Below are 15,514 nucleotides of genomic sequence, written 5' to 3' on the forward strand. Positions count from 1 at the left end.
TAAATTAAAACTTAAATCCAACACCAAAGGTAAACGACCTGATACTAGGGTATTGATCTCGACTATCATATCCCGGATTCAGACCAGAAGCACTTACTTCCGGGTCAACACCGTCATATCCCGTTATAGTCAAAGCATTTAATATGGAGCCGTACAACCGTATGGATTTTATATATTTTCCTACATTTTTCAATGTATATCCAAGAGTTACGTTATCTATTTTCCAATAATCGCCCTTTTCTACGTAATAACTATTAAATTCGGGATCCACCTCTTTGCTAAGCATCGTTTTTCCAAATATCTTGTTATTTACTGATTTGAGACGATTCTCCAATCGGCTATTCTTTGAGTTTTCATAGTACATACGTGCTTCATTAATAATATCGAAATTGAATGCACCACGCATAGAAATACTTAAATCAAAGTTTTTATACTGTACATAGTTATTCCAACCGGCATACATCTGTGGCAAACCATTGCCTATGATTTTCTTTTCTTCCGGAGCACGGGAAAACTCATCATACGGAACCAATTTACCGTCTTTGTCTTCATAAATCCACTTGCCGTTATTATCCACATCGACAACCTTAAATCCCCAGAAGTTACCAATTTTTTCGCCTACCTGCACGCGGTGAGAGGAAGTCTTTACCGGTTCGGCCAACCATCCGGTATCAAAATAGTCGTAATCAGTTTTAAAGACACTACCGTCCAAACTCTTTAATTTATTAGAGTTTGTAGAAAAAGTGAAAGTAGTATTCCATTCAAAATCTTTAGCTATAACCGGAACAATATTTAAAAAGACTTCGATACCTCTATTCTGCATCTTACCTCCATTGGCAGTCGTAGTAGGATAAAAGTTAGGAGGAGTTGGAACCGTATAGTTGTAAATCAAACCTTCCACATCGCGGTTATACAAATCAATTGTACCAGAGAGTCGCCCTTTGAGCATGGTAAAATCAAGACCAATATTCGTTTCTCTTTTTTCTTCCCATTTCAAATCCGGATTGGCATTAGAAGCAGGAACAATAGTCTGCACCCACTTCCCATCTACGTAAGCATACTTATCATATTTCAACATGGCAATGCCGAGAAACGGATTGGCCGGTTGCGAACCGGTAACTCCATAACCTACGCGCAATTTCAAATCGTCAAACAAACGTTGTTCTTTCATAAAGGCCTCTTGCGTGATTCTCCATCCCAAAGATACCGATGGGAAAATTCCCCATTCATTATCAGTACCCCATAATTGGCTGGCTCCCTCATATCTCAAACTGGCCATTAATAAATATTTGTCTAAATAAGAATAAGTTGCACGGCCAAAGAAACCAACCAAATTAGTTGTTGATTTAGAAGAACTGGCATCGGCCTTTCCTAATTTCAGAGCAGAACCGATACCTATGTTATGCCAACCACCAAAGTAATCATCTTGGAAACCATAATTGGCGAAATACATATCTTCGTAATCTGTTTCATTGTAACTATATCCTCCAAGAACAGAAAACTTATGATCATTAATAGATTTACTATATAGTGCCGTTAATTCGAAAAGTTTCTCCATGCGTGTGTTGGCTCCAACAGATGACCATCCGAAATAACCATCTCTCAAAGCTGAGATGTGTTCCAAACTTTCAGAATATCCGTGGTTTCTATTCGAACGGACATAAGACATCATGGCAGTCAGTTTCAGATCTTTGAGCGGATTATATATTATATTGCCTAGATATCTCATCTCAGTATTCTTAACATTTCCTGTAGATTCTTCTAATCGGGCAACAGGATTCTCATATTCAAACTTATTCAGGTTTTCATACCATGTTCCATCTTCATTCTTCACAGGATCAGTTGGATTTCTCAAAATAGCTTGTCGATATGTATATCCATTAAAACTACCGGCACTGCTGGTTGATGAAAATTGGTTCTTTTTCCCTATCATTCCAAACTTCAGCTGTAGCTTACCATCAAACATCTTATGCAAAATTTCAATACGCCCCTGAAAGCTTTCAATGCCTGACTTCAGCATAATACCTTGACCGGATTTGTAATTCAAATTGGCAATGTAACTAGTAGATGAATTTCCGCCCTGCAGGGATAGATTGTGCACATGCGTAAGTGGTGTACGCGTTATCTCTTCCAGCCAATCTGTATTTGCACCATGATCTTCAGTAGGATACATAGCTCTAAACTCATCGGCAGTAAGCATATCTAGCTTCTTGACTATTTGCGAAGTACTGACGTAGGCGTTATATTCAACAGAATTGATCTGAGCACCTTTGGCCTGTTTAGTGGTAATCAGAATCACCCCATTAGTACCCCGGGTACCATAAATAGCTGCTGCCGAACCATCTTTCAACACATCAACACTTTCAACATCTTCGGGTGCAACGGTGCTTAGTGAACCAGGTACTCCGTCTATCAAAACAAGAGGATCGGTATTAGCACCTCCAATAGTATTTGTACCACGTAATTTTATCTGGGTACCCGAAGTCGGGTCACCACTTGGGTTTGTTATAGCCAAACCGGCTACCTTACCCTGAATTAGTTGTCCAACGTCTTTAACGGCTCCCTTACTAAAGTCCTCCGATTTAATACTGGCAACAGAACTTGTGATATCTCCTTTGCGTTGAATGCCATAACCAATAACAACCACCTCATCAAGCGTTTTAGTATCTTCACGCAGTACAATGTTTAAAGGTTTACCTTGCACCGATTTTACTTGCTGAGCTACATATCCAATATAAGATACTTTTACAACAGCGTTATCCGACACCGTTAATACGAAATTTCCTGAGATATCTGTTATGGTACCATTTGTCGTATTCTCTTCCACGACACTTGCGCCAATAATAACCTCGCCATTTGCATCTTTGACTGTTCCAGTTACTTTAATTTTATCGGGAAGAGCCTGGTGTTCTTCGACTTTCTTCTCGGAAAGTATGATGTGAGTGCCTTCCATTTGATAAGTTATACCCGATTTGGCAAGCAAACCGCTCAACAGTTGAGAAACAGGTTGACTCTTCACCTTTACGGTAGCTTTTTTATCCACATCAACTTCATTGGTGTAAAGAAAAAGATAGTCAGTTTGACTTTCAATCTCATTCAGGATGTCTTCGAGAGGAACCTGAACCTTATGAATTGTGACTCTTGCATTTTGAGAATGTGCATCTACTGCAAATGCAGAGAAAGTACAAAGAAAAAGCAAAAAAAGTGTAATTTTCATGACTTTAAATAAATGGATAAGAGATGGATTTTTTATGGTATAAAAATCCTTGAAATGAATGTTTTTCATATCTTTGCATTTAAGTGTGATTAATATTATCCCTTACGGGAATGATTTTAGTCTGGTGTCGGTGGTATTGCAGTACTGCCGACATTTTTTTTTACGATCTGTATTTTACATAGGCCAAAACATTAAAGGTTAACAAATAAATTAATTCTATTGAATATATATAATATTATTATCTACATCTCTTTTATATTTAAATTTGACATCCTTCTGCAATACCCGTAACGCATACTCAACCCCATCAGAAAGTCTAAACTTCCCTGTAATAACCGGATTAGAGAGTTTGCTGTTTTCAATAACAATTTTCAAGTCATAATATTTTTGAAAACTTTTGAGTATATTGATAAATGTTTCTTGCTTAAAGCAGATTAAACCCTCTTTCCACCGAAACACATCATAGTCTTCTATTTCTTTCACTATCAAATGGTTATTTTCCATCACAGCCTTGTAAGACGGATTTAAAATCAACGTTCTATTTTCTCCTTCACGCGTAATTTTTATTTTCCCCTCGAGCAAAGCACCTTCAAAGCTACCCTCTTTAGAATATGCATCTACATTGAATTTTGTACCAAGCACCTCAATGTCATATAAATGCGTCTTAACCACAAAAGGCTTTTCTTTGTTGTGTGCAACCTCAAAATAAGCCTCACCATCTAAGTTGAGTTCTCTTTTTCCTGTACTAAAAGACTCCGGATAGGTCATACGTGAACCGGAATTCAACCAAACTACTGTTCCATCCGATAAAATTAGGTTAACACGCTGACCGTATGGAACTTGCACCGTTTGCATCGCTACTTTTTCATTCGCAGTATGTGTTGATTTGAAATACAAAAATCCCAAAACAAAAGCGATTGTTATAACCGATGCCATTTTTAACGTTTCAATAAAAAATCGTTTTTTGAAGAAACTTATTTTTAGAGTCGGCCTGTCTGGTGTCTGCCCATTCAAAATCATCAGATCAAACAGCTTTCTTTCATGAAAGAATTCTCTTCGATTTTCATCAGACTCATCCATCCACTCCCTTATTTTAACCTCTTCTTCCGGCATCGTCTGCCCATTGAAGAAACGATATAATACTTCTTTATCTATACCTATCATACCCATATATCATAATAGCAATTCATTAATAAATATCCCTAGTAAGAAATGTGATTTTATTTTTCAGCCAAGAAAAAACCAATATAGAAAATAGAGCAGATAATCTTTCAATGCCTGTCTCAACAACCTATTAACTTTGGTAATATGAAATTCCACTCCTTTGGTAGAGATGTTAAGTTCAGCGGCAATTTCCTTGTGAGATTTATTTTCGTAACGACTCAGCGTAAAGACCTTACGTGTATTTTTGGGTAGTTTGGAGAGAACTGCACCCACAATGTTTTGTACCTCATGATTGAATAGCTCATCGGGTTCACATGCTTCTAACGTTGATATGCGTGAGTTTAATTCCCATTGAGCCTGTTCAGTCATCTCAGCAAAAGCATCTTGTTGTACTTGAACATGCTTTAAGTAATTGAGGCATTTGTTTTTCACAATAGTCAATACGTACGCAGGGATATTTGCATCAGGAGGCAGTTTCGCTCTGTTTTCCCAGTAATACATCATAGAGTCGATCACAATATCTTCCGCTATTGTGACTTCGCGAATGTAGCTTACCGCAAAACGAATGTACCTTTGCTGGTAATCAGCAAAAAACTGATTAAAAAGAGCTAAATCATCCTTTGTCACAGTCATTGAATTTCGTATTAGATTTGGTTAGAAACAATTCATTTCAGCTTAATAATCAGAGTGCTTTCCAAAAACTTCGAAAATCTCGATACTTTCCATAGCATACCAATTCGTCGTTTTCCTGAATACGGGTATCTTCCGCTAATTCATTCACCACATGGCATTCGGTTAATGAAATACCGAGGAAATTAGTCACCTTCCCTGCTCGCTTCAGGGAAATGGGTCTCAGACCGAATTCTTGAGTCAGGTTCAACTCGCTAACCAAGAAGCCAACCATTTTTGGTGGTACCCGAAACATCATTACACAATACTCACTATCAATCCTGAAAGTCTCCACATGCGTGCTGAAATCGAGCCTTTCCACTAAACTATGAGCCGCATCAACTTCAGGAGTAAGGATCTGTTCCAATCCGAAAGCTTCCAAAACAGCCTTGTGCACGTCATCGATGGCACGCGCATAGATGTGTTGCACTTTTCGCTGTTTCAACAAAGCAACGACACGCACCGACGCACCAAAATTCTCACCGATAGCAACAATAACAACATCAACGTTATTCAAAGGAAGAACAGAAAGTGACATTTCATCGGTGACATCCATCACAAAAGCTGTCGCAATCTTGTCTTTGATGGCATCAACACGACTCTCGCTTATATCAGCGCCAATGACTTCATGCCCCAACGAAGCTAACTCTTCAGACAATACTCGTCCGTAGTCTCCTAAACCCAAAACTATGTATTTCATACTTACTAATTAATGATGTTCATTTTCTGTTTTACCGCTCCGGTAATCATCCTTAAGGCTGTTGATAAAACAAATATATCCTTTTTTATCCTGATGAACAAGATAAAAAAGGATATAATATTAGAGCCCAAATACCTAAGACGATTAAAAGCTTAGCTAAATTCCATCATTGAGTATTCTTTTTTCGCTACTTATCTATTAGGTGTCATCCATTTCTTAGTCTGACTGCACGTCACATTCAGTGTCTGATTACCGCTCTGCATACGGAAATCACCTTTTTCCAACACCCATTTACCATCTGCACCGACAAAAGCCAAATCGCTACCCTTAATAGATAGTGTAACAGTTTTTGTTTCACCGGGTTGTAGCTCCACTTTATCAAAAGCTCTCAACCTGCGATTCTCGGGAGTCAGCGATGCCACCAGGTCCCGACTAAATAGCATCACAGCTTCTTTTCCTGCACGGGCGCCACGGTTGGTCACATCTACAGAGAAGTGTAATTCGTCATCCGCCGTGAATGAATTTGCATTAACTCGGAAATTATGATATTCAAAAGAGGTATAACTCAGGCCAAATCCAAACGGCCATTGTACCGAGACAACCGCATCATAATCATAAACACCTTCCATCTTATCCATTTCTTCACTCACCCTGTAATCATAGGTAGTTAGTTCCGCTTGATTGCGAGGGTATGTATAAGGCATCTTAGCACTGGGATTTACATCACCGGCAATTATGTTAGCCAATGCATCGCCACCGTAATTTCCGGGCAACAAAACATTGATGATGCCTTTAGCCAAAGGCTCAATATCACTGATGATACGAGGTCTTCCCTCATTTAGTATGAGAATAATAGGCTTACCTGTGGTAGCCAGCGCTTTTACCAACTCACGCTGATTAGCAGAAATAGCAAGGTCCGAAAGATTACCGGGTGTTTCACAATACGAATTCTCGCCAATGCAAGCAATGATAACATCCACATTACGGGCAGCCTCAACAGCTTTCTCTATTTCAGGCTCATTTTCTTCTGTGTAACTGCCTTCGGGTTTATAAGTAACGCCTTGTTCTAAAGAAACATTTCCTGAACCGAATTTATGGCATAATGCTTCATAAATAGTATTGTATTTACCAGCAAACCTATCGGCCAGATGTCCCTGCCACGTGTAACTCCACCCGCCATTCAAACAACGCATGGAATTAGCGTTAGGACCTGTCACCAGCATTTTTTTACCAGATGCAAGCGGCAATATGTTATCTTTATTCTTCAACAAAATCTGTGATTCTTCTGCCGTGCGAAGGGCTACCTCAGCATGTTCGCGACTTCCAAAAAGCGGATAATCAGCAGATTGAGTATTAGGTCGGTCGAAAAGTCCTAAGCGAAATTTCAAGCGGAGAACCCTACGAACAGCATCATCAATACGACTCATGGGCACTTTACCTTCCTGTACAAGTTCTTTTAGTAAGGTGCAGAAATTAAGATCATACGGTTCCATTGCCATGTCTATTCCTGCATTAATAGCTATTTGAATAGCCTCTTTTTTATCGGCAGCAATGTGCTCACGCGTATAAAGGTTATTGATATCGGCCCAGTCGGTTACCAACATACCGTCCCATTTTAAATCTTCTTTCAGCCATTGAGTAAGCAAATCATAATTGGCATGTACCGGTACTCCGTTTATTGAGCCGCTATTCACCATAATAGTCAAGGCTCCTGCCTCAACGCACTCTTTAAAAGGTGCGAAGCATTTTTCACGTAGTTCAGAGATGGGAATATAAGCCGGTGTACGATCCTTACCTGTGCGCGCCATGCTATAACCCATGTAGTGTTTCACCGACGTAGCAATACGGTCGGCCGGAATGTTATTAGGATCATCTCCCTGAAAACCACGCACCGCAAAACTACCCATTATTGAGTTTACCAGGCAGTCTTCACCATAATTCTCCCACACACGAGGCCAACGCGGGTCTCGTGCCATGTCTACCGTCGGAGAATAAGTCCACGGACAATTACTGGCACGTGTTTCATACGCGGTAATACGTGCAGCTTCGTAAGCTAATTGAGGGTTAAACGAAGCGCCTACATTGATGTTTTGAGGGAAAAAAGTACCATCAAGCGTATAAGTAGTACCGTGATTCTGATCTAGTCCATAAATGCACGGAATACCTATTTCTTTCATTGACACAGACTGTATCTCGCCAATAATCTCTTGCCACTTCTCTCTGCTTTGTGCAACAGGTCCCGGAGCATTCAGTACAGATCCTACTTTGAACTTCCCGATGGCTTCATGAAGTTTATCCTTATTCAGTTGGAATTCGCCATTGACAACACTTCCCAATACATCGATGGAAAGCTCTGTCATTTGACCAATTTTCTCATCCAACGTCATCTTTGAAAGAACTTTTTCAATCTTTTGTTCTGTTCGGACATCTTTTTTACGGACAGAAGCGGCTGCCTGCATAGAGCAGGTAGCCGTTGTAACTAATATTAAAATATTTATTATTCTTTTTACTGTCATAATTGAAGTTATTTATATTTCAGGTGATTATTACTGTAAAGTCACCATATCAACGTAATATCCATGTCCCACACAAAGGAATCCGGCCTGTTCTTTAATTTGATTCAGAATGTCTTGCGTTAATTGTATTTCCTTTACACCATCTGTAGAGAACTCTATCACCGAAGTACCAACCAAATCATTCCACCAACCACTTGTTGTGCGCAACTGATGATATTCGGCTTCAGGTGCCACAGAATAATGTATGCTCATAACAGCACCTGCTTTTATCTGATCAAACGCATTTGCCCCGATCAAATTAAAAGTCTTATTCGGACTTTCATCCGGAAGATCCCATGATACATAGTGGTGTCCTTGCCAAAGAACGACTTTGGAAGAAACAGTAACCACCTGTTCAACGCCTGTTCCTTGGGTACTATAGAACTGTACATCTTCTCCACCCTTTGTCTTGCCTACCAGCTTATAATCTCCGTCTGACAAAGCAGGACATATCAGTGCTATCTCCGTTGCTGATTGTTTCGTAAACTCTGTAATGACCTTACCGTCAAATGTAAATGAAGCAATCTGATCCAGATTGATACCGGTCATGGTCCACTCTCTGTTAGCATTTGTTCTACTAGCTCCCGAAGTGATCAGTGCAAGCTTAGTTGCCTTCACTACATTGCCACCATATTCATTACCATCAGCATCAACCAAAACCACGCGATAATCGGCTTCAGCCAAATCAGCAGGCACAACATATTCAATATAACTTTGATCTTCAGCGGCAACAAAAGCATCAACAGGTATGGTTTTACCATCAATCACGAGGCTTTTTACTTTGTCTAGGTTGGTACCATAAAGACGTGCTTTAGCCCCCGGAGCAATCATGCGTTCGAACCCGACTTCCGTTGCCCACGGATCATCAGTCAGCGGATTAACCTGTACAATACCTTCGCGATAAGTTGATTTACCGGCTTCTGTTGAAACAACAACCTTCAGGTTATATGTTCCGGCTTTGAGATTCATATCAAGTGCTGTACCGGTATGAACTACAGTACCGTCAAGCTGCCACGCAACCGTGCAATAGTCGGCCGGTGTAACTGTCAGCTTCATTGTAAAATTAGCATCCCGACTGATATTGGCAACGGTGGGTAAATTTCCGTTTACACGATCCGGAAACACCGGATCGAGTATTCGTGGTTCATCATTTGGCGTAGCCGTTGAGAAGGGCGCTTCGTCACTACAAGCTGTGAATACAAAATTCATAGCAAGCATGGCAAGCAGCATAAAATATATCTTTTTCATATTTGCTCTTATTTATTGTTATCGTTATTCCGTAATATCTTTATCCCACCATACATGTGTGTACCAGCTATCGGTTCCACCCATACGGCTCAATGCTTCATTATAGCTCTCCTTGTTGTATGACGATTCGAGTACGGGATAGCAAAGACGCACAGGGATTTCGGCACCTCCGGTCAGGAATTGTCCAAATCCGTAAGCTTCGGGCGATTTCAATTTAGGATAACCAGAACGACGCACGTTGGCCCAGCACTCAGCAGGATTGGTAAAGTGAAGAATCCAGGCTTGTGTATTGATAGCCTCTTTCTTTTGTTCATTGGTATAACCGATTCCGTTCTTTTGCATAAACTCATTAAAATCGTCGTCAGATACTGCGGGGCAACCATAATTCTTGGTCAGAAAGTCCATTGAAGCACGCACGCCTTGTTTGTAGAGATCATTTACAGATGCGCTACCCACATTCCATCCTTTCAACTTAGCCTCAGCCAACAAGAATTTCACCTCTGCAGAAGTCATTACCACACCCGGATTACTTCCTTTAAGGAAATTATTGGCCAGCTTAGGCTCCGTTTCACGGGCTACACTCGGATTTACGGCCGCATTATTCTTGGCGAGTTCTTTTAAAACATCGCTGTCATATCCCGTAGGCCATGGTTCCCAAGAGTAAGCACCCGGATCGCGTGGCTGAAACTTGATGTTTTTGGTTATCATCTCATCCGTGAGGTCAACACGGTTAGCAGGACTTGTTGCACTCATAAGTCCGTCATAATAGAAGCGTGCCATTCTGAAAGTACGCGGGTCGCCGGTATTGTTGAGCTGGTTAAACAAGGTAGAGCATAAATAACTGGGGTTGTTAGCGGGATCATTACCGAAAAGCAATTGCGACAACGCATTGCCACGATAATCAGAATACGCCTCTTGCCCGAAACTGAACGATATATCCATGTATTTTATAAGCGCGTCATCGTCGGCATTTTCAAAGATACCGCCATCAGCCTGAATGGCTTTTTCAAATTCCTCTTGAGCCTTTTGAGGAGCAGCATTCGAAATTCGCATGGCAAAACGCAGGCGAAGAGAGTTGGCTAACTTCTTCCACTTGGCAACATCACCGTTGAATATCACATCCCCCGTAATTGGATCCTTGCTAGCATCCAGATTGGCAACAGCAGCAGTCAACTCCAAGAAGAAATCATTATATATATCTTCTTGTTTATCATATTTAGGATTGTATTTGCCTTCGATAAAACCTTTTCCGGCCTCGCTGTAAGGCACATCACCATAAATATCCGTAATAATTGACATCAGATAGACTCTGTACACGCGTAAAACCGAGTTGATATTTACCTTTTTAGCATCATCGGCAGTACGATGCTGTGCATCTGTAATGTTTTTAATGGCCATGGGATAAAAAGAGGTCCAAATGCGACTCATCTCACTATTATCCACTGTGTGCCTACCACCATAGTTCGTAGTATTCCAACATCCCATCAGATGTTGATTGAATGCATAAAGATAGTTACGGTAAATTTCTACCATACCGAGATCACCGTAAGTCTGCAACTGTGCCGTAGTAAGCTGTGCATTCGGATCAATGGTGGCTGCTTTTGACGGATCGGTATTCATCTTTTCCATGTATTCATCACTACACGCAGAGAAGAACACAGCACATGCCACCCATATCATTATAATATATGATTGATAATGTTTCATTGTATATTTTCTTTATATGTGAATTAAATTTGAGGTCTCCTTAAAATTTCACGTTAACGTTGAAACCGTAACTTTTACGCGATGGCAACGAACCATATTCCATACCCATACCGGTTGTGTTATTGTAATTAGAATCCGGATCTATGTTCGGAATGTTCTTCCAGACAATGAATGGATTACGCGCAACAAATGAGAGGGTCAAACCTTTCACCACGTCTTTCAGCCATAGTTTGGGCACGTTATAGCTCAATGTGAGCTCACGACATTTCACATACGAATTGTCATAAATAAACATAGAAGGAGCATTACGAGATACACTCATCCAATAATCTTCGGGATTGATGCGAATATCGTTGGCACGATAAGTACCATCACCATTATCGATAACGCCGGGAGCAACGAAGCCCGCAGTTGGTTTCCATGCGGCAGAACCTTTGGCAATACCGGCAGCCTGGCGTTGTTCTTCGGACATATACCATTCTTCACGGCCGGCAAGTGTTTCTTTGCTCTTACCCGATTCATAGGCAGCACGAGCCGACATGGAGTAGAGATCGGCACCTACTTTCACATCAAAAATAGCCGAAAGAGAAAGATTTTTGTAAGTCAAGGTAGTAGAAGCACCTCCTGTCCAGTCCCACGAAGCATTACCTAGCACATGGTTGCTTTTATCATATTCGGGCAAACCGGTTTGAGCACTAATAAGCACGTCGCCGTTAGGGCTTCGTTTAAAATCGGGTCCTACAATTGAGCCGAAGTTCTCACCCACTTTCGCAGCAACCTGCACATCAAGCCAAGGAGCTTTTTCTAATTCAAACATATCCATACCATCAACAAGTTTCTTTACCTTGTTACTGTTTTTCGAGAAGTTCAGATTCAAATCCCAAGAGAAATCTTTAACCTGAATGGGGCGCGTATTAAGCGCAATTTCTATACCCTTATTTTGAATCTCACCTGCATTAATCAAACGGTAAGTGTAACCGGATGTCCATGAACTGGCCATACCCATAATTTGATTCTTACTGCTTTGTGTATAGTAAGTAACGTCAAGCCCGATGCGGCTTTTCAGGAATTTCATTTCCAGACCCATTTCAAACGAGTTGGTTTTGGTTGGCTTCAGGTCTTTGTTGGGAATTGTATTGTTGTAAATGGACCCAATGGTATAACCCGGATACGCGAACTTCGATTTGGTGTAAACGAGCCCTAACTGATAAGGATCCGTATCACTACCTACTTGCGCCCATGACATACGTAGTTTTCCGTAAGGCATTAAATCGCCTAATTTCGTTAATTCAGAGAACACAAAGCTACCCGAAAAAGAAGGATACACATACACGTTATTGTCAACAGACAAAGTAGATGACTGGTCGCCACGCAAAGTTGCATCCAGGTAAAGCATGTGTTTCCATCCTACGTTGACCGCTCCATAAACAGAATTAATTTGCTTGCGATAGCTATTCTGTTCTATACTGATTTCATTGAAACTCATCAGAGCCACTACATCACGAATTTGCATATCTTTGGCAGTAGTCAAAATTGTCAGGTTGTTCACCTTATACACACTTCCACCCAAGGTACCATTGAAATCAAAATCGCCCCAGCTGTTGTTGTAAAGACCAAGCACTTCAAAATTGTACATCCGGTTTCGGAAGTTACTATTTTGTAAGCGTCCGGCTTCATAGCCCGGTGTTGTAGGCGCTTTATAATCTTCAAAGATGAACCAATTGAGTTCAGTACCAACAGTTCCCTGCACCTTCAGGTGTTTGTTGATATTCCAAACTGCTTTACCGTTAAAACGGAATTGGTCTTTTTTAGAGTCATTTGAATTCTTGTAGATGTCCCAGTAAGGATTCACGTTATACGGATCCATACCATTCCAGTTGGCATATTCACCCCTTTCATCCTGATAAGTTTTCAACCACTCTTGGTCATACGTAGTGGCCAGTGTCATCAGGTTCTTACCAATGTTCGACTTGCTATCACCCAATGCCGGACGATTCTTCACATTCTCGCGCGTGTAGTTAACACTGAAGTCAAAGTCAACATTAGCCAAAGAAGTATTGGCACGCAGGTTAAAAATATCACGACTCATGTGAGTCTTTGGTACAATATCTTTGTTGCGCATGTCAGTATAAGTAAATCGCACACCTGTGTTGCCATTGGTTGCACCGATTATAGCGGTGTTACTTGCGGTAAGTCCTGTACGAAAGAACTCCGAGGCATTATCGGGTATGATAAGATAAGGACGTTCAACTCCATCAAAATACTTCAGCATGTTGCTTCCGTCGGCCTTAGGGCCCCAGCTCTTATTAGTGTTTGACACCGCATCAATGCTATAAGTACCGTTACTACCCATACCATAAACATCTTGTACGTCGTTCCACTTGGCCAGCTGTGTGTCAAAAGTCAGCGTACCGTTATACTCTACAGTCAGTTTCTCTTTGCCATTGGCTTTCTTGGTGGTAATCAAGATAACACCGTGACTGGCACGGCTACCGTAAAGAGCAGCTGCTGCAGGTCCTTTAAGAACCGACATATTCTCAATGTCATCGGGGTTAATGCTCGAAATGCCATCACCTAAGTCGAATCCTCCCGATGTGCCGGCGCTTCCGTAGTTGGTGTTATCAAGCGGCACACCATCAATCACATACAGAGGTTGGTTATTACCTGTCATCTCAGTGCTACCACGCAGAATAACACGAGTTGATCCGGCGGGTCCGCCCGCAGTCTGGCTCACAACCAGTCCCGGTACGCGACCTGCCATGGAGTTAATCACGTTGGTTTCTTTTGCTTTCGTGAAAGCATCACCTTTCACTTCATCGATTCCATAACCCAACGCCTTACGCTCTCTCTTGATACCCAATGCGGTAACCACCACCTCGCTAAGCATCTTACTATCTTCTTCGAGTACAATGTTCAAAGAACTTTGAGAAGCCTTCACTTCTTTGGGTTTGTATCCTACATAACTGATAACAAGTGTAGCGCCGGACCGAACGTTCAGACTAAACTTACCGTCCAGATCCGTTATGGTTCCGTTGCTGGTTCCTTTCTCCATAACAGATGCCCCGATAATCGGGCCAAGGGCATCTTTCACAGTTCCCGTTACTTTGTTGGCTTGTTGTACAACTGCTAAATCATTAAGTTTGGTTGTTGCTTTCATTTGCGGAACAACTCCCAACAGACAGAGAGACAGTGTACCACAGAACAACGTGTACTTACAAATTCTTACTTTCATAGAATGTATAATAAAGATTAATAAAAGATTTTCACCCAGTCAATATACATGTTCACCTTCTCTCCATCTTTCAATGCTGTAATATCATTGATGTTGGTGATTCCGGTGAAAGAACCGCCCACAGCGAGATTAAACAACATATAGAAATTGTCATGGAAATAATCATAGCGTCCGCTATCTTTGCTGATATCGAAAGAATGCAGTGTCATGTTATCTATGGCTATAGTGAGGGTATTTTCGTTCCAGTCTAATGAATAGGTATGATACTTGCCATCTTGCAAACTGCTTGCGACATTTGCTAAATGGTATTCTTGCCTATGCCCGGTGCCGGCATCGATTCCATAATGAATTGCAGTGTTCACCTGAATTTCGGTAGTTCCCGAAGCAATACCTCCGTGTTCACCCATCTCCATGATGTCAATTTCGCCACATTGCGGCCAAGGTTTATTATTGTCTCCCATCATCCAAAATGCCGGCCATAAGCCGTTGGCTGTTTTGGGAATTTTGATGCTGGCTTCAATCCTTCCGTATTTAAAGCTCTTTTTCCCTTTGGAATTTACCCGTCCGGAAATGATTTTGTTGCCTTTACGTTCGGCTGTTAGAATTAACACTGATTTACCATCGTCTTTACCGACTGACACATGCGCCTCATCGTATGCTTGCAGTTCCTGGTTTGTCCACCCGGCTTCATGCACTTCTTTCGTCCATACGTTAGCATTAAAGGAGTCGAATTCTTCTTTGAAAACAGTCTTTTCTTGTTGTTCGTTGGGGTTTAAATCAATATCGTTCGATGAGCAGGATTGCTGTATGGAACACACTGACAATAACAATAAGGCTGTTACCTTTTTCATAATAATAGTATTTTAGTTAAACTTATCCTTTAAGAACCACTTTGTCTTAAAGCCGGGTACAAAGTTGGTAAGAGTGGATAAAATCAATGGATTGATAGCTGACATTAAAGGTTTGATTGCAGACAATTTTGCATTCAAACCTCTCAAAAGCAGCTTTTAACTAAGGCTGTG

9 protein-coding genes are annotated in these 15,514 nt (G+C 41.1%); all 9 read right to left on the bottom strand.

Annotated elements, in window-relative coordinates; all coding sequences use genetic code 11:
- Nucleotides 1-4: 4 nt before the first annotated feature.
- The 9 genes from ACKPCE_RS15305 to ACKPCE_RS15345 all read right to left on the bottom strand — a co-directional run bounded on the left by ACKPCE_RS15305 (nucleotide 5) and on the right by ACKPCE_RS15345 (nucleotide 15,343).
- Nucleotides 5-3,217, bottom strand: coding sequence for a TonB-dependent receptor (locus tag ACKPCE_RS15305; RefSeq protein WP_319505824.1), 3,213 nt, complete (start codon nucleotides 3,215-3,217; stop codon nucleotides 5-7).
- Between the two features lie 216 nt (nucleotides 3,218-3,433).
- On the bottom strand, nucleotides 3,434-4,381 hold the full coding sequence (locus ACKPCE_RS15310) for a FecR family protein (RefSeq protein WP_319505825.1): 948 nt from the start codon (nucleotides 4,379-4,381) through the stop codon (nucleotides 3,434-3,436).
- Nucleotides 4,382-4,444: 63 nt separating this feature from the next.
- Entirely contained in the window at nucleotides 4,445-5,014 is a 570-nt protein-coding gene (locus ACKPCE_RS15315; protein ID WP_319505826.1) for an RNA polymerase sigma-70 factor, read from the bottom strand.
- Nucleotides 5,015-5,063: 49 nt separating this feature from the next.
- A complete protein-coding gene (locus tag ACKPCE_RS15320) occupies nucleotides 5,064-5,750 on the bottom strand; it encodes a potassium channel family protein (RefSeq protein WP_277639349.1) in 687 nt (228 codons plus the stop codon).
- Nucleotides 5,751-5,941: 191 nt separating this feature from the next.
- On the bottom strand, nucleotides 5,942-8,209 hold the full coding sequence (locus ACKPCE_RS15325; RefSeq protein ID WP_319505994.1) for a glycoside hydrolase family 3 N-terminal domain-containing protein: 2,268 nt from the start codon (nucleotides 8,207-8,209) through the stop codon (nucleotides 5,942-5,944).
- An 87-nt stretch (nucleotides 8,210-8,296) separates the two neighbouring features.
- Nucleotides 8,297-9,553, bottom strand: coding sequence for a hypothetical protein (locus ACKPCE_RS15330; protein WP_319505827.1), 1,257 nt, complete (start codon nucleotides 9,551-9,553; stop codon nucleotides 8,297-8,299).
- A gap of 24 nt (nucleotides 9,554-9,577) precedes the next feature.
- Complete coding sequence (locus ACKPCE_RS15335; RefSeq protein ID WP_319505828.1) at nucleotides 9,578-11,260, bottom strand: SusD/RagB family nutrient-binding outer membrane lipoprotein; 1,683 nt, start codon at nucleotides 11,258-11,260, stop codon at nucleotides 9,578-9,580.
- A 40-nt stretch (nucleotides 11,261-11,300) separates the two neighbouring features.
- Nucleotides 11,301-14,492 (bottom strand): SusC/RagA family TonB-linked outer membrane protein, encoded by a 3,192-nt coding sequence (locus ACKPCE_RS15340; protein WP_319505829.1) that lies wholly within the window; start codon nucleotides 14,490-14,492, stop codon nucleotides 11,301-11,303.
- Between the two features lie 17 nt (nucleotides 14,493-14,509).
- A complete protein-coding gene (locus tag ACKPCE_RS15345) occupies nucleotides 14,510-15,343 on the bottom strand; it encodes a glycoside hydrolase family 16 protein (protein ID WP_319505830.1) in 834 nt (277 codons plus the stop codon).
- Nucleotides 15,344-15,514: the final 171 nt, after the last annotated feature.

Source organism: Bacteroides graminisolvens, from assembly GCF_963666085.1.
Taxonomy (GTDB): Bacteria; Bacteroidota; Bacteroidia; order Bacteroidales; family Bacteroidaceae; genus Bacteroides; species Bacteroides graminisolvens.

What these genes read in the sequence shown, in the direction of transcription:
- ACKPCE_RS15310 (WP_319505825.1), bottom strand. Translation starts at nt 4,381, where the DNA reads ATGATAGGTATAGATAAAGAAGTATTATATCGTTTCTTCAATGGGCAG.
- ACKPCE_RS15315 (WP_319505826.1), bottom strand. Translation starts at nt 5,014, where the DNA reads ATGACTGTGACAAAGGATGATTTAGCTCTTTTTAATCAGTTTTTTGCT.
- ACKPCE_RS15340 (WP_319505829.1), bottom strand. Translation starts at nt 14,492, where the DNA reads ATGAAAGTAAGAATTTGTAAGTACACGTTGTTCTGTGGTACACTGTCT.
- ACKPCE_RS15320 (WP_277639349.1), bottom strand. Translation starts at nt 5,750, where the DNA reads ATGAAATACATAGTTTTGGGTTTAGGAGACTACGGACGAGTATTGTCT.
- ACKPCE_RS15335 (WP_319505828.1), bottom strand. Translation starts at nt 11,260, where the DNA reads ATGAAACATTATCAATCATATATTATAATGATATGGGTGGCATGTGCT.
- ACKPCE_RS15345 (WP_319505830.1), bottom strand. Translation starts at nt 15,343, where the DNA reads ATGAAAAAGGTAACAGCCTTATTGTTATTGTCAGTGTGTTCCATACAG.
- ACKPCE_RS15330 (WP_319505827.1), bottom strand. Translation starts at nt 9,553, where the DNA reads ATGAAAAAGATATATTTTATGCTGCTTGCCATGCTTGCTATGAATTTT.
- ACKPCE_RS15305 (WP_319505824.1), bottom strand. Translation starts at nt 3,217, where the DNA reads ATGAAAATTACACTTTTTTTGCTTTTTCTTTGTACTTTCTCTGCATTT.
- ACKPCE_RS15325 (WP_319505994.1), bottom strand. Translation starts at nt 8,209, where the DNA reads ATGCAGGCAGCCGCTTCTGTCCGTAAAAAAGATGTCCGAACAGAACAA.